This window comes from Pseudarthrobacter sp. TE3704 (assembly GCF_056279405.1).
The window spans coordinates 404,542-424,939 of the sequence record NZ_JBWCCJ010000002.1 but is presented as its reverse complement, the minus strand read 5'-3'; the positions used below and the strand labels follow the sequence as shown (position 1 = coordinate 424,939).

At 65.6% G+C, this 20,398-nt stretch carries 18 protein-coding genes; 13 read left to right on the top strand and 5 right to left on the bottom strand.

Annotated elements, in window-relative coordinates; translation table 11 throughout:
- Positions 1-4: 4 nt before the first annotated feature.
- The 3 genes from ACZ9BC_RS05915 to pdxS all read left to right on the top strand — a co-directional run bounded on the left by ACZ9BC_RS05915 (position 5) and on the right by pdxS (position 2,273).
- Positions 5-592 (top strand): HIT family protein, encoded by a 588-nt coding sequence (locus tag ACZ9BC_RS05915; RefSeq protein ID WP_476245140.1) that lies wholly within the window; start codon positions 5-7, stop codon positions 590-592.
- Complete coding sequence (gene pgsA / locus ACZ9BC_RS05910) at positions 582-1,205, top strand: phosphatidylinositol phosphate synthase (protein ID WP_476245139.1); 624 nt, start codon at positions 582-584, stop codon at positions 1,203-1,205. Before ACZ9BC_RS05915 ends, pgsA begins: the two co-directional genes overlap by 11 nt.
- A gap of 141 nt (positions 1,206-1,346) precedes the next feature.
- Complete coding sequence (pdxS, locus tag ACZ9BC_RS05905) at positions 1,347-2,273, top strand: pyridoxal 5'-phosphate synthase lyase subunit PdxS (RefSeq protein ID WP_115525730.1); 927 nt, start codon at positions 1,347-1,349, stop codon at positions 2,271-2,273.
- 290 nt (positions 2,274-2,563) lie between these two features.
- Here the strand turns inward: pdxS and ACZ9BC_RS05900 are convergent, their stop codons facing one another.
- Positions 2,564-4,579 carry a M3 family metallopeptidase gene (locus ACZ9BC_RS05900; RefSeq protein WP_476245138.1) on the bottom strand — a complete coding sequence of 672 codons (2,016 nt, stop codon included), beginning with the start codon at positions 4,577-4,579 and terminating at the stop codon, positions 2,564-2,566.
- Positions 4,580-4,664: 85 nt separating this feature from the next.
- Between ACZ9BC_RS05900 and ACZ9BC_RS05895 the strand changes: the two genes are divergently transcribed.
- Complete coding sequence (locus tag ACZ9BC_RS05895) at positions 4,665-5,951, top strand: CapA family protein (RefSeq protein WP_476245137.1); 1,287 nt, start codon at positions 4,665-4,667, stop codon at positions 5,949-5,951.
- Positions 5,952-5,955: 4 nt separating this feature from the next.
- Here the strand turns inward: ACZ9BC_RS05895 and ACZ9BC_RS05890 are convergent, their stop codons facing one another.
- Together ACZ9BC_RS05890 and ACZ9BC_RS05885 are read right to left on the bottom strand one after the other, a co-directional pair.
- Positions 5,956-6,633: a type 1 glutamine amidotransferase gene (locus ACZ9BC_RS05890; protein WP_476245399.1), complete on the bottom strand. Its 678-nt coding sequence runs from the start codon at positions 6,631-6,633 to the stop codon at positions 5,956-5,958.
- Between the two features lie 68 nt (positions 6,634-6,701).
- Positions 6,702-7,994 (bottom strand): MurT ligase domain-containing protein, encoded by a 1,293-nt coding sequence (locus tag ACZ9BC_RS05885; RefSeq protein ID WP_476245136.1) that lies wholly within the window; start codon positions 7,992-7,994, stop codon positions 6,702-6,704.
- A gap of 89 nt (positions 7,995-8,083) precedes the next feature.
- Between ACZ9BC_RS05885 and pdxT the strand changes: the two genes are divergently transcribed.
- From pdxT to ACZ9BC_RS05840, 9 genes are all read left to right on the top strand, one after another.
- Positions 8,084-8,794, top strand: coding sequence for a pyridoxal 5'-phosphate synthase glutaminase subunit PdxT (pdxT, locus tag ACZ9BC_RS05880; RefSeq protein WP_476245135.1), 711 nt, complete (start codon positions 8,084-8,086; stop codon positions 8,792-8,794).
- A gap of 3 nt (positions 8,795-8,797) precedes the next feature.
- Positions 8,798-9,553 (top strand): YebC/PmpR family DNA-binding transcriptional regulator, encoded by a 756-nt coding sequence (locus ACZ9BC_RS05875; protein ID WP_476245134.1) that lies wholly within the window; start codon positions 8,798-8,800, stop codon positions 9,551-9,553.
- A gap of 32 nt (positions 9,554-9,585) precedes the next feature.
- A complete protein-coding gene (gene ruvC / locus ACZ9BC_RS05870) occupies positions 9,586-10,164 on the top strand; it encodes a crossover junction endodeoxyribonuclease RuvC (RefSeq protein WP_476245133.1) in 579 nt (192 codons plus the stop codon).
- An 88-nt stretch (positions 10,165-10,252) separates the two neighbouring features.
- Positions 10,253-10,897, top strand: coding sequence for a Holliday junction branch migration protein RuvA (gene ruvA, locus ACZ9BC_RS05865; RefSeq protein WP_476245132.1), 645 nt, complete (start codon positions 10,253-10,255; stop codon positions 10,895-10,897).
- Entirely contained in the window at positions 10,890-11,978 is a 1,089-nt protein-coding gene (gene ruvB, locus ACZ9BC_RS05860) for a Holliday junction branch migration DNA helicase RuvB (protein ID WP_476245131.1), read from the top strand. The genes ruvA and ruvB overlap by 8 nt, the downstream gene beginning before the upstream one ends.
- Before the next feature lie 211 nt (positions 11,979-12,189).
- Positions 12,190-12,591: a preprotein translocase subunit YajC gene (gene yajC / locus ACZ9BC_RS05855; protein ID WP_476245130.1), complete on the top strand. Its 402-nt coding sequence runs from the start codon at positions 12,190-12,192 to the stop codon at positions 12,589-12,591.
- A gap of 97 nt (positions 12,592-12,688) precedes the next feature.
- Positions 12,689-14,446, top strand: a complete 1,758-nt coding sequence (gene secD, locus ACZ9BC_RS05850) for a protein translocase subunit SecD (protein ID WP_476245129.1) — start codon at positions 12,689-12,691, stop codon at positions 14,444-14,446.
- Complete coding sequence (gene secF / locus ACZ9BC_RS05845; RefSeq protein ID WP_115525737.1) at positions 14,446-15,462, top strand: protein translocase subunit SecF; 1,017 nt, start codon at positions 14,446-14,448, stop codon at positions 15,460-15,462. The genes secD and secF overlap by 1 nt, the downstream gene beginning before the upstream one ends.
- Before the next feature lie 183 nt (positions 15,463-15,645).
- Positions 15,646-18,036, top strand: coding sequence for a RelA/SpoT family protein (locus tag ACZ9BC_RS05840; protein ID WP_079596223.1), 2,391 nt, complete (start codon positions 15,646-15,648; stop codon positions 18,034-18,036).
- Here ACZ9BC_RS05840 and ACZ9BC_RS05835 read toward each other — a convergent pair.
- Positions 17,917-18,657 (bottom strand): hypothetical protein, encoded by a 741-nt coding sequence (locus tag ACZ9BC_RS05835; protein ID WP_476245128.1) that lies wholly within the window; start codon positions 18,655-18,657, stop codon positions 17,917-17,919. The two genes, ACZ9BC_RS05840 and ACZ9BC_RS05835, sit on opposite strands and share 120 nt — an antisense overlap.
- A 100-nt stretch (positions 18,658-18,757) precedes the next feature.
- Positions 18,758-20,371, bottom strand: coding sequence for a DUF349 domain-containing protein (locus ACZ9BC_RS05830; RefSeq protein ID WP_476245127.1), 1,614 nt, complete (start codon positions 20,369-20,371; stop codon positions 18,758-18,760).
- Positions 20,372-20,398: the final 27 nt, after the last annotated feature.

Below are 20,398 nucleotides of genomic sequence, written 5' to 3'. Positions count from 1 at the left end.
CACCGTGCAGGAGAACACAGGCGGCGGGTATCCAGGTGATGCCGGCGTTACCGACGACTTTGACCTCGCCGGTGTCCCGGACGCCTTCCAGCGCCTGTGGACTCCGCACCGCATGGCCTACATCAAGGGCGGGCAGCACCAGTTCAAGAATGAAGATGACTGCCCCTTCTGCGTGGGGCCCGGCCGGACCGATGAGGACGCGCTCATCGTTTACCGCGGGAAGACCTGCTACGTGGTGCTGAACCTCTTTCCCTACAATCCAGGGCACCTGCTGGTGTGCCCCTACCGCCACATCCCGGATTACACCGACCTGACGTTGGAGGAGACGGCGGAGTTCGCCGACCTGACGCAGACGGCCATGAGGGTCCTGCGGAAGGTGGCGAACCCGGGCGGCTTCAACCTTGGCATGAACCAGGGCGTGGTGGGCGGCGCCGGAATCGCCGCCCACCTGCACCAGCACATCGTTCCGCGCTGGGGCGGGGACGGGAACTTCTTCCCCATCATTGCCCAGACCAAGGCCATCACCCAGACCCTCGACGAGGTCCGCCAGCAGGTGGCCGACGCCTGGCCCGGGGAGACGGATGCTGAATAGGCACGCCCGCGGTTTTTTCACCGCCCTGTTTACTCCGCTTGCCCGCTGGCTCCTGAAAATTGGTGTTTCGCCCGACGCAGTGACCATCATCGGTACGGCCGGTGTGGTGGTCGGAGCCCTGGTGTTTTACCCGCTGGGGCAACTTTGGTGGGGAACACTTTTCATCACGGCTTTTATTTTCTCCGACGTCCTGGACGGCATCATGGCCAGGATGCAGGACGTCAAGAGCCGCTGGGGAAACTTCCTCGATTCCACCCTCGACCGGATCGCCGACGGCGCGCTCTTCGCCGGGCTGGCCGTGTGGTTCTTCACCGGCGGCGCTGATACCCCTATCGCCATGGCCGCCATGGTCTGCCTTGTCCTGGGCATGGTGGTTTCCTACGCCAGGGCCAAGGCGGAGTCGCTCGGGTTCACGGCCAATGTGGGGATAGCCGAGCGCGCCGAACGCCTGGTTTCGGTCCTGGTGGTGACCGGGTTCACCGGACTGGGCCTTCCATCTGTGGTGCTGCTGGTGACCCTGGTGCTGCTCGCGCTGGCAAGCTTCGTCACCGTGGTGCAGCGCGTGATTTCCGTCCGCAGGCAGGCCCAGGCGGAACCTTCGCCGGCTGATTAAGCATGATTAAGCCGGCCGGCCGCGGGGGGACTAGTATTAGGACTGCCCGGTCAATGGATCCGGCAAATCCGTGTGTGCACAGTCCGGCACTTGCCGCCTGCACGCCCGGCGAAGGTCATCTATCTACCCATAGGGGTTTTTGTGTCTACACCTGATGTAAGCAGCGAAGCCGGTTCGTCCGCGAACAGCGTCACGGGCAGCAGCCGCGTGAAGCGGGGCATGGCTGAGATGCTCAAGGGCGGCGTCATCATGGACGTCGTCAACGTCGAACAGGCCCGCATCGCCGAAGACGCCGGTGCTGTTGCTGTGATGGCGCTGGAACGCGTTCCGGCTGATATCCGAGCCCAGGGCGGCGTGTCCCGGATGTCCGATCCGGACATGATCGACCAGATCATCGATGCGGTCTCCATTCCGGTCATGGCCAAGGCCAGGATCGGCCACTTCGTCGAAGCCCAGATCCTGCAGTCCCTGGGCGTGGACTACATTGACGAGTCCGAGGTCCTGACCCCGGCTGACTACGTCAACCACATCGACAAGTGGAACTTCACCGTTCCCTTCGTTTGCGGTGCCACCAACCTCGGTGAGGCGCTGCGCCGCATCAACGAGGGCGCGGCGATGATCCGCTCCAAGGGCGAGGCCGGCACCGGCGACGTCTCGAACGCGACCGGGCACATGCGCCAGATCCGCTCGGAGATCGCCAAGCTCGCTGCCCTGCCCGAGGACGAACTCTACGTTGCGGCCAAGGAACTGCAGGCTCCGTACGAACTGGTCAAGGAAGTCGCCGCTGCCGGCAAGCTTCCGGTGGTGCTGTTCACCGCCGGCGGCATCGCCACCCCGGCCGACGCCGCCATGATGATGCAGCTCGGTGCCGATGGCGTGTTCGTCGGCTCCGGCATCTTCAAGTCCGGCAACCCCGCCCAGCGGGCGGCCGCCGTCGTGAAGGCCACCACCTTCTACGATGATCCCGATGTCATCGCCAAGGCCTCCCGCGGCCTGGGCGAAGCCATGGTGGGCATCAACGTGGACGAGATCCCCCAGCCGCACCGTCTCGCTGAGCGCGGCTGGTAACTTCTGCCTTTGGTCGCCTTGGGGGCGCCGGACGGCGTCATCCTCGGCGCGCTATTCCCCGCGCGTTGTTGGCAGCTAAGTAGCTGCTTCCGGCGCGGGGGCCCTTTTACGCGCGCTGCCGGATGACACCGTCCCTCGCCAGTGTGCGTTGGCTAAAGAAGTACGACGCCGGTTCCTCACCTTTTTGTGGTGGGGGACCGGCGTCGTTCGCTTAACCCAAGTAGGTAGCGCAAAGTGTCGTTTTGAGGGCTCAGAACGACACTTAGCGCTACTCAGTTGGGAGGGGGAGTTTACTCGAGGCCGCGGCGCTTTAGCAGCGGTTCCAGTCTTGCTTCGCGGCCGCGGAGGGTGCGGAAGGATTCCAGCGGGTCGCGGCTGTTGCCTTGCGCCAGCAGCTCCTTGCGGAAGCGTTCGCCGTTGGCGCGGGTGAGGCCACCGTTCTCGGTGAACCAGTCCACCGTTTCGGCGTCCAGCACTTCGCTCCAGATATAGGAGTAGTAGCCGGCCGCGTACCCGGCACCGGCAAAGATGTGCTGGAAGTAGCCCGTCCGGTACCGCGGCGGGATCAGGGGATGGGCAATTCCTGCAGCGGCGAGGGCCTTCGCCTCAAACTCCAGCGCGTCCTCCGGCACATCGCCGGGCTCCAGCACATGCCACGCCAGGTCCAGCAGCGCGGCGCCCAGGTACTCCGTGGTGGCGAAGCCTTCGCCCCACAGCCGGGATGCGTTGAGCCGCTCCACAACATCCTGGTGAAGCGGCTCGCCCGTGGCATGGTGCCGGGCATAGTTGGCGAGCACTTTCGGCCACATGATCCACATCTCATTGACCTGCGACGGGTACTCCACGAAGTCGCGGGGCACGGACGTGCCCGAAAACCGCGGATACGTGACGTTGGAGAAGAGACCGTGCAGGGCATGCCCAAACTCGTGGAACGCCGTCCGCAGCTCGTCCAGGGTCAGCAGCGTGGGTTCGCCAGCCGGCGGCTTGGAGATGTTCAGGTTGTTGATGACCACGGGCCGGGTCCCGAGCAGGGCCGACTGGTCCACGAGGGAATTCATCCATGCTCCGCCACGCTTGGACTCCCGCTTGTAGTAGTCGCCCAGGAAGAGGCCCAACCCGCTGCCATCCTCGTTGCGGACCTCCCAGACCCGGACGTCCGGGTGGTAGCCGGCCAGGTCCGTCCGCTCATGGAACGTAATGCCGTACAGGGTCGTCGCGGCAAAGAACACTCCATCGGTCAGGACCCGGTCCAGCTCAAAGTACGGGCGGAGCGCCTGCTCATCAACGTCGTACTTTTCCCGGCGGACCTTGGCCGAATAGTAGGCCCAGTCCCAGGCCTCCAGGGGGTGGCCGGCAACGTCTGCCAGCGCGGCGGCCTCGGTGTCCGCGTTACGGACGGCTGCCGGGGCCAGGCGGTTCAGCATCGACTGGACGGACCCGAAGTCCGGTGCGGTCTGGCGGTCCACCACCAGCTCCGCGTAGTTGGCGAAGCCCAGGAGGGAGGCCTTCTCCGCCCGCAGGACTGCCATGGAACGCGCCAGATCAAGCACGTCAAGGCTTCCGCCGCCGCTGCCGCGGGCCACCGAAGCCTCAAAAAGACGACGGCGGACATGCCGGTCCTCAAGCGCTGACAGGGCCGGCTGGTTACCGGGCTGGATGAGTGTGAGAAGGAATTTGCCCTCATGGCCTGCTGCCCGGGCCGCTTCGGCGGCGCCGGCAACATCATCCGCCGGCAGGCCCGCGAGTTCGCCGGCGCTGTCCAGGAGCAACGCCGAGGACTTCATGCCTTCCTTGACCCGCTGGCCGAATTCGGTACCGAGGCGGGCCAGTTCGGCATTGATCGCCATCAGCCGTTCCCGTCCGGGACCGTCGAGCTGGATGCCGGACTGCCGGAACTCCTTCAGATACTCCTCCACCAGCCGGGCGGATTCGGCGTCACATGCGGAGGCATCAACCGCCGCAAACCTTTCGAACAGTGCCCGGTTCAGGAAGATCTCGTCCTGGTGCGCCGAGAACCGGGGTGAATATTCGGTCTCGAGGCTGCGGATCTGCTCCGAAGCATCTGCTGACACCAGCGTGAAGAATGCCGCGGCTGCACGCTCCAGGAGCCGCCCGGACCGTTCCATCGCCACCACTGTGTTGTCGAAGTCTGCCGGCGCCGGATCGTCCACGATCGCCCGGATTTCCGCCAAGTGTTCGGCAAGCCCGGCCTCGAGGGCTTCCCCATAATGGGAGGCATCGATCGCGCCAAAAGGCGGAAGCCCGTACGGCAGGGGACTGGGGACCAGAAGGGGGTTCGTCGTCATGGGCTAAACCTTTCACAGCAAGGCAGGCTTCTCAATGTGGGGGAAATATCACCGGCCGGGCGCTGACCTCTTTAGAATGGCGGCTATGGGGACCGTAGCCGGTAAGGCGCCCGGGCGCATCAGCGCCCGCGCCTTGGCGATGTCATTGGCCGGAGCACTGTGGCTAACCGGGGCGTTGGCGGGCTGCGGGCTGCTCGCCGAGCAGAACGGGGCTCCGTCCGCACCGGCAGGTTCTGCCTCCGCCGGAACAGCGCCGGTGGCAGGGGCAGTTTCCGGTACCGCCCCGGTGGTCACGCCCACACCCACTCCCACGCCCGGAAAGGGTCCGGACTGCCCGGTCCTCCGCTGCACGTCGGTCCTGGTCACGGGCGACATGCTGGTCCACGCCGAGCTCTGGCAGCAGGCACAGCAGGACGCCGCTGCCGCCGGCAAGCCAGGCCTGGACTTCGTGCCACTGCTGGAGGGCCAACGCCGCTACATTAACAACGGCGACCTTGCCATCTGCCACCAGGAAACACCCGTGGCGGTCCCGGAAGGGCCCTTCTCCGCCTATCCGTCCTTCAACGTCCCGCCCCACATCATCACAGCCACCAAAGCGGTGGGCTACCAGGCGTGCACCACGGCGAGCAACCACACCATCGACCGCGGCACGGACGGGCTGCTGCGGACCCTGGACGCACTGGACGGGGCGGGCCTCAAGCACACAGGCTCGTACCGTACGGAAACGGAATCCCAGGGGATTCTGATCTTGCAGGCACCAGCCGCAAAAGTGGCTGTCATCCAGGCCACCTATGGGCTCAACGGGCTCATTGCGGAACACCCCTGGCAGGTGGACATGCTGGACGCGACGGCCATGATTGCCAAGGCCGAGAAAGCCCGTGCACTGGGTGCGGATATCGTCGTGGGAGCCATGCACGCGGGCGACGAGTACGCCAGCCAACCGAACATGCAGCAGCAGGACGTGGCGCACGCCCTTGTGGACAGCGGGCAGTTCAACCTGATCTACGGGCACCACACCCACTCGGTGCTGCCGATCGAAAACTACAAGGGCACCTGGATCGTGTACGGGCTGGGCAACGGCATCACAGAGATCTCACCCTCGCATGTGGTCAACAATGAAGGCCTGCTGGTCCGCGCCCAGTTCGGCCAGGATGCTTCCGGCAGGTGGACTGCCACCGACCTCGCATGGGCGCCCTCAGTGATTGTCCGCGACCCTTACCGGTGGTGCTCGGTGGCCGCGGACGCGCCGCAAGGGCCGTGCGCGGGACCGGAAGCCGACGCCGCAACCCGGCAGCGGACGGTGGCCGTAGTGGAGTCGATGGGCGCACCGGCCGCCGGCGCGCACGAACTCCTCATCACCCGCGAGCAGTAACAGCTCAGCGCGGCCGGCGCGCCGCGTGCTCCCTCGCCAGTTCAGCGAAGCGGTCATCCGGCTGGCCGGGCTCAAACGTCCCGAACTTCCGTTCAGCTGCGGTGCGGATCAGGAAATCGGCAATGGCAGGGTTTTTCGGCAGCAGCGAACCGTGCAGGTAACTGGCCACGATGTTGCGGTAGCGGGCTCCTTCATGACCGTCGTCGCTGTTGTTGCCGGTCCCCTTGGCCACGGAGCCGAGCGGAAGGACCCCGCTGCCCAGCGTCGTCTGGCCGCTGTGGTTTTCGTAGCCGAGGACTTCACCGAATTCGGGCGTCGATACCTTGACGTTTCCGATCAGGCGTTCGTCGGTACCGTGGGTTTCCACGTCAAGGATGCCGATTCCGGGGATCACGGCGCCGGTGCGGGTCTTGAAAAACCGGCCAAACAGCTGGTAAAGCCCGCAGATGACCAGCATGGGAGCGCCGTCCTCGGCCAGGTCCTTGAGAGCGCCCGCCCTTGACTGCAGGTCGTCCTGGATGACCAGCTGGCCGCTGTCCTGGCCGCCGCCGCCCACAATGATGTCCACGCCATCTGGAAAAGGATCACCGACGTTATATTCGAGCAGTTCGGGCGTGTAGCCGTGCCAGCCGATGCGCCGCTGCAGGACCAGGGCGTTGCCCCAGTCGCCGTAGATGTTCATGTCGCGCGGATAGAGCTGCACCACCCGGAGGGTGCCCTTGCCCTCAGCCGTGGCGGGTGTTTCAGTGCTCAAGAGACAACCTCCACGGTGGTGATTTTGGACAGTTCACGCCGGATGGCCAGCATGGCGGTGTAGGTGCAGAAGATGCGCTTGGGCTTGCCCTGGGCATCCCGGATGAACGCAGCCAGTGCCGGCGCTATCTCCGGCTGCACGGCCCCGGTGCGGACGTCGTCGTATTGCAGCCGGAGCGCCATGTCGTAGGCCCGGGTTCCGGTCAGCTGGTCCACGCCCTCCTCGCGGAGGGAGTCGAATTCCACGTCCCACAGCCATGACATGTCGCGGCCGTCCGCGTAATTGTCATTGATGGCGATCATCGTGGCGTAGCCGCCGGCGGGGAAGGACTTGAGGCCCAGCCGGAAACCGCTGGGGTTCTTGACCAGCACCAGGTCCAGGGGCTGGCCGTCCACCGTGAGGCTTTCGCCGCGGCCGAAGGCAGGCGCAACCTGGGACAAAGCCTCCAGCAGGGATTCGTGGTCCGCGGTGGCCGCTCCGCTTCCGCAGATGCTCCGCGCCAGGGTCAGGGCAGCGGCCGCGTTAAAGATGTTGTAGACCCCCCGGAGCTTCATCCCGGTGGTGACCGTGACGCCGTCGTACTCAAAGTCGGCACTGTCCGCGCCAACCTTTCGGAGTACGACGTCGGCAGCGGGCTTTTCCGGAAGCCCCGCCGGGGCGGGGCTTCCGGGGGCAGCGCGCATGTCGTCGTCGTTGGGGAACGTTCCAAGCAGCGAATCGTCCAAGCCGAAGTACCTGACTTCCTGCCCCGTGAGGGTGTCGGCGATCCTGGCCACCCGGGGGTCTTCACGGTTTAGAACAACCGTCCCCGTGGTCTTGGCGGCGATGTGCTGGAGCAGCTGCGCCGTCTTATCGATCTCACCGAACCGGTCCAGCTGGTCCCGAAGGACGTTGAGCAGGAGGCAATAGCGCGGGGGCACGCTGTTGACGAAGTGGACGGCGTGCGCCTCGTCCAGCTCCAGGACCGCGATATCGGCATTAAGCCTTCCCCGCCAGTCCACCTCGCCCAGCAGGGCCGCGGCGACGCCGCGCGTGAAGTTGCTGCCGGTGCGGTTGGTGAAGACCTTGAGACCCTGGCTCTCCAGCAGTTCCACCACCATTTTGGTGGTGGTGGTTTTGCCGTTGGTGCCGCTGACGACGGCGACACCGTGGGGGAGGGTGCTGAGCGTCCGCCGCATGAAGCCGGGGTCGATTTTTTCGACCACCAGGCCCGGCAGGGCAGAACCGCCGCCCCGGAGCCGGGACGCCCGGCGGACCAGCTTGCCGAGCGGAACACTGAAGGAAAACATGATTCGAATATATCCCAGCAGCGGCATGCAACCGCCGCCGGGGTGCTTCCCCGACGGGCAGAAGTGCGCGGTCCCCGTATGCTGGATGGATGACAAATTCCCTTTCAGCTGCTTCGGCGCGCCTTGGCGCAGGCCTGCGGATCGGCGTGCTGGCGCTCCAGGGCGATTTCCGCGAGCACCTTCGGGCAGCGGAGGCATCCGGCGCCGAGGGCGTCAGCGTCCGCCGTCCCAAGGAACTGGACGGACTGGACGGACTGATCATTCCCGGCGGCGAATCAACGGCGATCGACAAACTGGCCCGTGCCTTCGAGCTGGCGGAACCGCTGCGGGAGCGCATTGCCGAGGGGCTGCCCGTCTACGGATCCTGCGCAGGGATGATCCTGCTGGCCTCTGACATCGCCGACCCCGCCACTGACCTCGCCGGCAATCCGCAGCAGACATTTGGCGGCCTGGATATCACTGTCCGGCGCAACGCCTTCGGCCGCCAGCGTGAGTCCTTCGAAGCGGACCTTGAATTCAAGGGCCTGGATTTCAGCGCCACGGATTCGGGCGTCGCACCGGTCCACGCCGTCTTTATCCGCGGGCCGTGGGTGGAACGGGTTGGCCCGGACGTGGAAGTCCTGGCACAGGTGGAACCGGCCGACCCCGAGCACGCGTCCCACGCTGTCCCGCTGCCCGGGACGGCTAGAATTGTTGCAGTGCGTTCCGGCCACTTGCTGGCCACCTCCTTCCACCCGGAAGTGACTGGCGAAAAACGCGTACACGAACTTTTTATCCGCATGATCAGAGGAGAAGCGTAAAGCATGTCAGGCCACTCCAAATGGGCGACGACCAAGCACAAGAAGGCGATCATTGACAGCCGCCGCGCAAAGTCGTTCGCCAAGCTGATCAAGAACATCGAAGTTGCAGCCCGGATGGGCGGCCCGGACCTCGCGGGCAACCCCGGCCTGGAACTGGCCGTCACCAAGGCGAAGAAGACGTCCGTCCCCAATGACAACATCGACCGCGCCATCAAGCGCGGGGCCGGCCTTACCGGCGAAGTGGTGGACTACACCGAGATCATGTACGAAGCCCGCGGTCCCCAGGGCTCGGCCCTGCTGGTCGAGTGCCTGACGGACAACAAGAACCGCGCCGCCTCCGAGGTCCGCCTCGCCATTTCCCGCAACGGCGGCACCATCGCCGATCCCGGCTCCGTCAGCTACCTCTTCACCCGCAAGGGCGTGGTGAACCTGCCGAAGAACGGACTCAGCGAGGACGACGTCCTGATGGCGGTCCTGGATGCCGGCGCCGAGGAAGTCAAGGACAACGGCGACACCTTCGAAATCCACTCCGAGCCCGGCGACCTGCCTGCCATCCGCGAGGCGCTGAAGGAAGCCGGCATCGAATACGACACCGACGAGGTGGAGTTCGTGCCGTCCATGCAGGTGGAGCTGGACGTCGACGGTGCCCGCAAGTTCCTCAAGCTCGCCGATGCCCTTGAGGACCTCGACGACGTCCAGAACGTCTACAGCAACGCCGACCTCACCGACGAAGTCCAGGCCGCCCTGGAATCCGAGTGACGTTTGGCCTTGCCTGCTGAAGTCCTGCGCCCGTGACGCTGCGCGTTCTGGGCGTGGACCCCGGCCTCACCCGCTGCGGAATCGGTGTGGTGGATGTCGAACGCAACAGGCGGGCCACCATGGTTGCGGTTGGTGTGGTGGGCACCTCCCCGGACGAGACACTTGACCAGCGCCTCCTCGTGATCGCCCTGGCCATCGATGAGTGGCTGGACCGCTACGAGCCGCAGGTGCTCGCCGTCGAACGCGTCTTTTCCCAACTCAATGTCAGCACCGTGATGGGCGTGGCCCAGGCCTCCGGGGTGGTGATCGCCGCCGCGGCCCGCCGCGGAATTCCCGTGGCCCTGCACACGCCCTCGGAGGTCAAGGCGGCGGTGACGGGCAGCGGCTCGTCCAACAAGGATGCGGTCACCAAACTGGTCACCAAGATCCTCCGCCTGGACGCCCCGCCACGCCCCGCCGACGCCGCGGACGCCCTCGCCCTGGCCATCACGCACGCCTGGCGCGCGGGCAGCGGCGCGTCCGTGGCCACCACGGGCCCGGGGAGTTCATCGCTCACTCCGGCGCAGCGGGCATGGGCAGAGGCTGAAGCCAAGGCGCGGCGCGCACGCTGAATGTCCCCGCCTCTTGCTAGGGTATTAGTAAATATGTTCGGATAGCCGGCTCGTTCCCAGAAGGCCGGCAGACACCAGGAGCCCGGCTTTGATCAGTTTCCTCCGCGGAACCGTAGCGCACGTAGGCCTGTCCACGGCCGTGATTGACCTCAACGGTGCCGGGATGAGCGTCTACGCCACCCCGCAGACCCTCAGTGGCTTGCGCACCGGCGAGGAAGGAAAGCTGTTCACCTCCCTGATCGTCCGGGAGGATTCCCTCACGCTTTTTGGTTTCGCCTCCGACGACGAACGCGATGTGTTCGACGTGCTGCTCAGCGTCAGCGGAGTGGGCCCCAGGCTGGCATTGGCTGTCCTGGCAGTCCATGATCCCGAGGCCATCCGGGTTGCAGCCCACACCGGCGACAGCAAGACCTTCACCAAAGTTCCCGGCATCGGTCCCAAGGTGGCAGGCCGGATCGTGCTGGAACTGGCCGGAAAACTCGTCCCGCACGGCACCGCCGGTTCAGCGGCGGCGCCCACCGCCGCCGAGGCCGCCTGGAAGCCACAGGTGGTTGCCGCCATGACCAGCCTCGGCTGGTCTGAGAAGGATGCGTCAACCAGCATCGACAAGGCGTTGGCGGACGATCCTGAGGTCTCCTTCCGTGGCAACGTTCCTGAGATTTTGCGCACCACCCTGCGCTGGCTCGGCCAGGACGGGGCGCGTGCCGGCAACCGTGTAGGCAGCCGTGGCTGAACCGTCCCTGGTGGCGGCGGGGGAGGAGCCGGAAGAACGCGCCATCGAAGCCGCCCTCCGGCCCAAGAACCTGCACGACTTTGTGGGCCAGCACCGGGTTCGGAAACAGCTCTCGCTGGTTCTGCAGGCATCGCGCATGCGGGGCCGCAGCGCAGACCATGTGCTGTTCTCCGGACCGCCCGGCCTCGGCAAGACCACCCTTGCCATGATTGTCGCGTCCGAGATGAACGCCCCCCTGCGCATCAGCAGCGGTCCCGCCATCCAGCACGCCGGAGACCTCGCAGCCATCCTTTCCTCCCTGTCCGAGGGCGAGGTCCTGTTCCTCGACGAAATCCACCGCATGTCCCGCCCGGCCGAAGAGATGCTTTACATGGCCATGGAGGACTTCCGGGTGGACATCGTGGTGGGCAAGGGCGCCGGCGCCACGGCCATCCCGCTGGAACTGCCCCCGTTCACGCTGGTGGGTGCAACAACCCGTGCCGGGCTGCTTCCCGGGCCGCTGCGCGACAGGTTCGGCTTCACCGGACACCTGGAGTTCTACTCCGTGCCGGAACTGGAGCTCGTCCTGCGCCGCTCCGCCGGGCTGCTGGATCTGAAGGTGAACTCCGCCGGCTTCACCGAAATCGCCGGCCGTTCACGCGGGACACCCCGTATCGCCAACAGGCTGCTGCGCCGCGTCCGGGACTGGGCGCTGGTTCACGGCATCGAACAAATCGACGCGCGGGCAGCCTCCGCTGCCCTGGACATGTACGAGGTGGACAAAAAGGGGCTGGACCGCCTGGACCGTTCGGTGCTTGAGGCCCTCATCACCAAGTTCGGCGGGGGACCGGTGGGGCTTTCCACCCTGGCCATCGCCGTCGGCGAAGAAACCGAAACCGTGGAAACGGTGGCCGAGCCTTTCCTGGTCCGTGAAGGGCTTCTTGGCCGCACCCCGCGGGGCCGGATCGCCATGGCCCCGGCCTGGACCCACCTCGGCTATGCCGTCCCGTCCGGTGTCTTCGCGCAGGAGCAGCTGGACCTGTTCGACCCCGGGACGGGCGGCGACGAAGCGGCAGGGGATTGGGCTCCGGAAAGCCAATAGCAGGCTCCCTTCAGCTTTTCCCTTTAGACTGGTATGACGCCCGGCACGTTCGGGTCTCTGTTTCGTGGGTGGCACCGGCCCCCTGCGTCGCTGGGGAAGGAACCGGTCAGGCCTCTGCCTGCCTGAGGGTCCTGGCCCGGCCGGAGCGAAGCCGATGTTGCTGGAAATTCAGCTAGCTAAAAATAAAAGGACGGAATTCCCCTTGGATCTAATGTCAATTCTCCTGTTCGTCATGCTCGGCGTGTTCATCTTCATGATGTTCCGCCGCAACAAGAAGACGCAGCAGCAGCAGGCGGAGCTCCAGTCGCAGTTCGCCCCGGGCGTCGACGTTATGACCAGCTTCGGCCTCTTTGGCCGGATCGCGAGCATTGACGAGGCTGAGAACAAGGTCACCCTTGAGCTTTCCCCCGGCAACCTGGCCACCGTGCACCGCCAGGCCGTCACCAAGATCGTGGAGCCGGCCGCAGTGCCGGTGGCGGAAGCCGAGTCCCCCGCCGTGCCGGACGATGCCTCTTCCCTCACCGTCCAGGACACCGGAAGCACCGCCGTGCCGGCCGAGACGCCTGACGAAACCCTGAAGCGCCTCAACGATGAGGGCAAAAAGGACATCTAGTCCCGCACCGCTTTTCACCTCTACCGCAGCGGGTCACCGCCGGTGCAAGCAACAGCAGGCACCGGCGGTTCCTCCGTGAATAAGAGAAAGATCGACAATGGCACGAACTGGCCCCAAGAAACCAGGCCTCAGGGTCCTGGTCTGGCTCGGTGTAATCATCGCCGCGCTGACCGCCGTCCTGGCCGGCGGCACCCTGGGCGGGCAGGCAAGCTGGGCGCCCAAGCTGGCTCTGGACCTCGAAGGCGGAACCCAGATGATCCTGGCGCCCAAGGTTGAGGGCGGTTCGGACATCAACGAAGAGCAGCTCAACCAGGCTGTGGCCATCATCCGCCAAAGGGTTGACGGCTCAGGCGTCGCCGAAGCCGAAATCAGCACCCAGTCCGGGCGCAACGTGGTGGTCAGCCTTCCCGGAACCCCCTCCAGCCAGACCCGCGACCTGATCCAGGCGTCCGCTGACATGAACTTCCGCCCCGTGCTCCTCAACGGAGCCGGTGCGCCGGTTCCCGAGGAGTCCCGGGCACCCGAAGACCAGCTGCCCAAGCCGACCGCCCAGCCCGCCAACAGCAGCGACATCAACTGGATCACGCCCGAAATCTACCGCCAGTTCGAGACCCTGGACTGCGACAATCCGTCGCAGGACGAGCAGGAACGCTCCGACCCGGCCAAGCCGCTGGTCACCTGCGAACCCGCCACTGACACCACGCCTGCCATCAAGTACATCCTGGGGCCGGTTGAGGTCAAAGGCAGCAACATTGTCACCTCGTCCTTCCAGCTGCAGCAGGGCGCACAGGGAGCCGTCACCAACGACTGGGCAGTGAACATCCAGTTCGACGACGAGGGAACGGCCAAGTTCAAGGAAGTCACCGAGCGCCTGAACCAGTTCTACGTCGCCGCCGGCGGGGAATCGGGCACCGACCCCAAGGCCCAGTTCGCCATCGTCCTGGACGACCAGGTCATCTCCGCACCCCGTTCGCTGGCTGTCATCACCGACGGCCGTCCGCAGATCACGGGCGGCTTTACGGAGCAGACGGCCAAAGCACTCTCCGACCAGCTCCGGTTCGGCGCCCTTCCAATCAGCTTCGAAATCCAGAGTGAGCAGCAGATTTCCGCCACCCTGGGTGGCGAACAGCTGCGCATGGGCCTTCTTGCCGGCCTGATCGGGCTCCTGCTGGTGGTGGTCTACTCGCTCTTCCAATACCGGGCGCTGGGCTTCGTCACCATCGCCTCCCTGGTGGTGGCCGGTGTCCTCACCTACCTGGCCATCGCCATCCTCGGCTGGACGGAAAACTACCGCCTGTCCCTGGCCGGCGTCGCCGGCATCATCGTTGCCATCGGCCAGACAGCGGACTCGTTCATCGTCTACTTCGAACGGATCCGTGATGAGCTGCGCGAAGGCCGCGGCCTGGTGTCCGCCGTCGAGAACGGCTGGAAGCGGGCCAAGCGCACCGTGCTTGCCTCCAAGGCAGTCAACCTGCTGGCCGCGCTGGTCCTGTACTTCGTAGCAGTGGGCAACGTCCGCGGATTCGCCTTCACCCTGGGCCTGACCGCCATCGCCGACCTCATCGTGGTGTTCATGTTCACGCACCCCACGCTGCAGCTGCTCGCCCGCACCAGGTTCTTTGGCGAGGGCCACCCGCTGTCCGGCCTTGATCCCAAGCGCCTGGGAGCCGTGCCGCTCTATCGCGGTGCCGGACGCCTGCGCACCCCCGAGGACAAACCGTCGGTGGTGCGTGCCAAGAACGCCGGCGCGGCGGCGGAAGCTGAACGCAGGATGACCATCGCGGAACGCCGCCTGGCGGAGAAGCAGGAGCAGCTTGCCGGCTCCTCGAAGACCGCAGCGAAGGAGAACAAGTAATGTCCGGCTTCGCCAACTTCGGTAACGAGCTCTACACCGGAAAGCGTTCCTACAACTTTGTGGGTTCCAAGAAAATCTGGTTCATCATCGCCGCCGTCGCGGTGGCCCTGTCCATCATCATCCCGGTGGCCAAGGGCGGCTTCAACCTGGGCATTGAATTCCGGGGCGGATCCGAGTTCACGGTCTCCAACGTGAAGACCACGGACGCGGCCCTGGGCGAGAAAGCCGTCACGGACGTGGTGGAGGGCAGTGTTCCCCGCGTAGCCAACGTGGCCGGAACCACCATGCGGATCCAGACGGACAAGCTCACGGATGATGAGACACTCCGGATCAAGGAGGGCCTGACCACGGCGTACGGCGTCACCGACAACGAGGTGACCTCGACCTTCGTGGGACCCACCTGGGGCGCCGACGTCACCAAGCAGGCACTGATCGGCCTGGTGATCTTCGTGCTCCTCGCTGCCGTGCTGATGGCACTCTACTTCCGGACCTGGAAGATGTCGCTTTCTGCGATCGCGGGCATGGCAGTGACCATGTTCATCACGGCCGGCGTCTATGCCCTCAGCGACTTCGAAGTGACGCCGTCGGCCATCATCGGCTTCCTCACCGTCCTGAGCTACTCGCTCTACGACACGGTGGTGGTGTTCGATAAGATCCGCGAAAATACGGCAGAACTGGACGCTTCGACGCGCCGCACGTTCGCGGAGGAAGTCAACCTCGCCGTGAACCAGACCCTGGTCCGCTCGATCAACACCATGATGGTGGCCATCCTCCCGGTGGGTGCCATTCTGTTCATCGGTGCAGGCCTGCTGGGTGCGGGTACTCTCCGCGACCTCTCGCTGGCGCTGTTTGTCGGCATCCTCATTGGCACGGCCGCCACGATCTTCGTCGCTGCCCCGATGTACGCCTGGCTGCGGCAGAACGAGCCGGACCTTGTCAGGCAGGCCAAGCGCGTGGAGCACCGCCGGGCCAGCACCACGGAACGGCCCGCTTCGGCTGAACCTGCCCAGGCCTGAACAGGCGCAATGCACGAACGGGCGCAACACTCCAGGCTGACTGCCTGAGAGCCAGCAAGGGCCGGACACCTCAGGTGTCCGGCCCTTGCCTGTTCCTTCGGCGGACATTTAGGGGCCGGTTATAAAAGTCGCCGTCGCGGGGAATAGACTGAAGTAATTAAGACGGTGGTGAGGGGTGCTTCATTGGAAGAACGTTCGGCGTCGGCGCCAACGGCACAGGGAGACAAGAATCCTGCCGGTGTACAAACCGGGGTTGCGGCATCAGCGCGCCCTGGCTCATTGGTGCCCGTTGACAACTCGGGGTCCCGCCCCACATTTCCCGGGCGCAGGGAGCGAACCCGCTCCAGGCTGGCCCGCCTGACCGGGCGCGGCACCGCCACCTATTCGCCCATCCTCGAGCCGCTGCTGAGGACCGTACGGGCCAACAACCCCAAAGAGGACTTCGACCTCATCCAGCGCGCGTTCGACGTCGCGGAGCAGAGCCACCGGGGCCAGAAACGGAAAAGCGGCGATCCGTACATCACCCACCCCGTGGCAGTGGCCACCATCCTCGCCGAGCTGGGGCTCAGCGGAACCACCCTGGCAGCTGCCCTCCTGCACGACACTGTAGAGGACACCCCCTACACCCTCGCTGACCTGAAGCGGGACTTCGGCCCCGAAGTGGCCATGCTGGTTGACGGCGTCACCAAGCTGGACAAGGTCAGCTTCGGCGAGGCAGCCCAGTCCGAAACGGTCCGCAAGATGGTTGTCGCGATGGCCAAGGACATCCGTGTCCTGATGATCAAACTGGCCGACCGGCTGCACAACGCCCGCACCTGGCGCTTCGTCTCGGCCGAATCGTCGGCACGCAAGGCCCGCGAAACCCTGGAGATCTTCGCTCCGCTGGCGCACCGCCTGGGCATGAACACCATCAAGTGGGAGCTGGAGGACCTCTCCTTCGCCGCACTGTACCCCAAGGTGTACGAAGAGATCGTGCGGATGGTGGGGGACAGGACGCCCGAGCGCGAGAAGAGCCTGAGCGTCATCCGTGACCAGATCACCGAGGACCTGCGCACCGCCCGGATCAAGGCCACCATCACAGGACGGCCCAAGCACTACTACTCGATCTACCAAAAGATGATCGTCCGCGACAAGGACTTCGACGACATCAACGACCTCATGGGCGTCCGCGTCCTCGTGGACTCCGTCCGGGACTGCTATGCAGCCCTGGGCACGATGCATTCGCGCTGGAACCCGCTGCCCGGCAGGTTCAAGGACTACATTGCGATGCCCAAGTTCAACATGTACCAGTCGCTGCACACCACGGTGATCGGCCCCGGCGGCAAGCCCGTGGAAATCCAGATCCGGACCCACGAAATGCACCGCCGCGCGGAATACGGTGTGGCAGCACACTGGAAGTACAAGGACCAGCCCAACCGCACCGCCGTGGGCCCCGGCAGCCCCCGTGACGGCGACATGGGCTGGCTCCGCTCCCTGGTGGACTGGCAGCAGGAGACCTCCGATCCGGGCGAGTTCCTGGACTCCCTGCGCTTCGAGATCAACGCCCGGGAGGTGTTCGTCTTCACCCCCAAGGGTGAGGTCATGGCGCTTCCGGCCGGCTCCACCCCTGTCGATTTCGCCTATGCGGTCCATACGGAAGTTGGACACCGCACCATCGGCGCCCGCGTCAACGGGAAGCTGGTTCCGCTCAACAGCGAACTGAACCACGGCGACTGGGTGGAAATTTTCACGTCCAAGGCCGAAGGCGCCGGGCCCAGCCAGGACTGGCAGCACTTCGTCAAGAGCGCACGTGCCCGGAACAAGATCCGGCAGTGGTTCAGCAAGGAACGCCGCGAAGAGGCGATCGACCGCGGCAAGGAACTCCTGACCCGGGCCATGCGGAAGCAGAACCTTCCGCTGCAGCGCCTGATGACGCACGAGGCCCTGGCAGCGGTTGCCGAAGAATTCAAGTACGTGGACATTTCCGGCCTCTACGCCGGCGTGGGCGACGGCCACACCTCCGCCCAGTCGGTGATGGAGAAACTCGTCGAAAGCCTCGGCGGCAACGAGAGCGCCGACGACGACATCTCCGAAGTCAGCATCCCCACCCAGGTCACCAAGGCGCGGTTCTCGGATTCCGGTGTGGTTGTCCGTGGCGTCGGCGACGTCTGGGTCAAACTGGCGCGCTGCTGCACCCCGGTACCGCCCGACCCCATCCTGGGCTTCGTGACCCGCGGTTCGGGCGTATCCGTGCACCGGACGGACTGCACCAACATTTCGGACCTGAAGGACCAGCCGGACCGGATTGTTGATGTGGACTGGGCACCCACCCAGTCAAGCGTGTTCCTCGTCGAGATCCAGGTGGAAGCCCTGGACCGCAAGTCCCTGCTGTCCGACGTGACCCGGGTGCTTTCGGAAAACCATGTGAACATCCTTGCCGCCAGCGTTCACACATCCACCGACCGTGTGGCCATCTCAAAGTTCGCCTTCGAGATGGGCGACCCCAAGTACCTGAGCCACGTCCTCAGCGCCGTCCGCCGGATCGACGGTGTCTTTGACGTCTACCGCACCACTGGAAATAAGCGCCGGAGCTAGCCGGGCCAGCTTGTCCAGTGCCGCCCTTTTGTGCGGCACCCGCGGCGATGCCTCAATTGCGAGGACCAGCAGCCGTAGCCGCACGTCCTTTTGCGGGCGCGCCAGTAACCGCTCAAGCGTGGGCACGGCCCGCTCGGCATCGACGTGCAGCGCGACGTCCAGTGCCGTCCGCAACGGGCTGGAGACCATCAGACCGCCCAGGCTGACAACGTCGAACGGCCCCAGTTTGACCTCGTGGAGGGTGCAGCCCCTGGTATTGCGCAGGCTGGACACCCGCCGCTTGGCATCCACCAGCAGTGCAAGCCGGTCCGGCTCGGCCGCACAGCCGTAGATCCATGCCGCCGTCATCCGGCCCGCCACCACCCGCTGCCTCACGGATGCAGGGACGGCGGACGCGGCAGCCCTTGCCCTCAGCTGCGGGGAGGCCAGGACTTCCGGCAGGGTGTAGCCATGCTGATGGAAGCGGGCAAGCAGTCCGTCCGACGCGAGCGACTGCAGTTCCGGCAAGGCAAAGGGCATGCCCGGCGCATACAGTTCGGGAAAGCGGGGCGCCGCTGGGGAACCGCCCGGCGGCGGGTCAATGCCTGCTGCGGCGGTGGAAGGAACCGATGGTGTCGCCATCCATCCATCCTGCCGCGAACCCCGTTAACGGGAACAGGCCCGGTTCCGGTTTTGTGGAAAACCGGAACCGGGCCTGTCCGCTGAAGGAACAGCCGGAAGGTCAGGAGAGCTCGCTGGCCGAACGCTGGATCTGGTCAAGCCACGCCTGGCGCGCCTCGAGGGCTTCCTGCGCAGCCTTGATCTTGCGCTGGTCGCCGCTCTTTTCCGCCTTGGCCAGGTCATCCTGCAGGCCGGCGATGGCGGACTCGAGCTGGGACAGGGCGCTGTTGGTGCGTGCCTTACGCTCCGGGTTGGACCGCTGCCACTGCTCTTCCTCGGCGTGGCGCACGGCGTCCTCAACCTTGCGGAGCCCGGCCTCGATGCGGCCCATATCGGCGCGCGGTACCTTGCCGGCCTCTTCCCACCGGTCACGGACGGACTGCAGTGCCTTCTTGGCGGCTGCAAGGTCCTTAACCGGAAGGATTGCGTTGGCTTCCGTCAGGAGGGCTTCCTTGACGGTGAGGTTGGCGGCATACTCCTGGTCGATCTCGTCGTTGGCGGCCTGCCGGTTCGTGAAGAACACATCCTGCGCGGCGCGGAAGCGGGCCCACAGGGCGTCGTCGTCCTTGCGGCTTGCCCGCGGGGAGGCCTTCCACTGGTCCATCAGTCGGCGGTACTCACCGGCGGCGAATCCCCAGTCCGTGGACGTGGACAGCGCCTCAGCTTCGGCGATCAGCTTTTCCTTCGCGGCCTTGGCCGTGGAGTTGTTGCTGTCCAACTGGGAGAAGTAGGCCCTGCGGTGGCGGTCGAAAACGGTGCGTGCGGCACGGAACCGCTTCCACAGGGCGTCTTCGTTGCTGCGGCCCAGGCGGACGCCGCTCTTCTGCGCAGCCTTCCAGCTCTCAAACAGCTCGTTCATGCGGGCGCTGGATGTCTTCCACTGTGTCTGTGCGGGATCCTGGCCGGAGATCTGCTCGGCTTCAGCCACGATGGCTTCGCGGGCAGCAAGCTCGGACGCCCGGACGGCGTCGTGCTCGGCCTTCTCCGCCTTTTCGAGTTCGGAGATCTGCGTGGAAAGGCTGTTCAGCCGCGCCTCGGCAGCGCGCAGGTCACCCACCATGTTGCGTTCGGCGAGCTGCTCCCGCAGGTGCGTCACCGTTTTCTGCATGTCGGTGCTGGGGGCCTTGGAGCTGACCCGCTGTTCAAGCAGCACAATCTGGGCCACCACGTCGTCGTATTTCCGTGCAAAGTACGCCAGGGCCTCGTCGTCGCTCACGCCGGGGTACTGGCCCACGGGGTGCTCGCCGCCGTCGATGGCCAGGAAGACGTGCCCGTCGCCTTCCACGCGTCCCCACTTCGAGGCCTCAGCCAGCGACGTGGCCGGCGGTGCCTGGACCGCCGCTGCGGCTGGGGCTGCTGCTGCCGGCTTGGGACGGGAGGCGAAGGCTGCGGGCGACGGGGCGGAGGGCCGGGGGCCGGGGGCCGGTGCAGGTGCGGCGGCGGTTTCGGGAACCTTGACGGAAGGGCTTTCCTCAGCCGGAGCCTCAGTGGCTGGGGCCTCATCGGCTGGAGCTTCGACGGCGTCCTCTGCGGGGGTACCGTCTTCGGCGGAGACCTCGGCGGGAACTTCCGTTTCCGGTGTGCTGGCTGCTTCAGTTCCTGCGAGGTCCGTGGCGTCGGCCGCCGCTTCGGTCAGGTCTGTTGCTGTTTCGTCGGATTTCTGACTGTCTGTCACCGCTAAAAGTCTTTCGCTTGGAGGGAA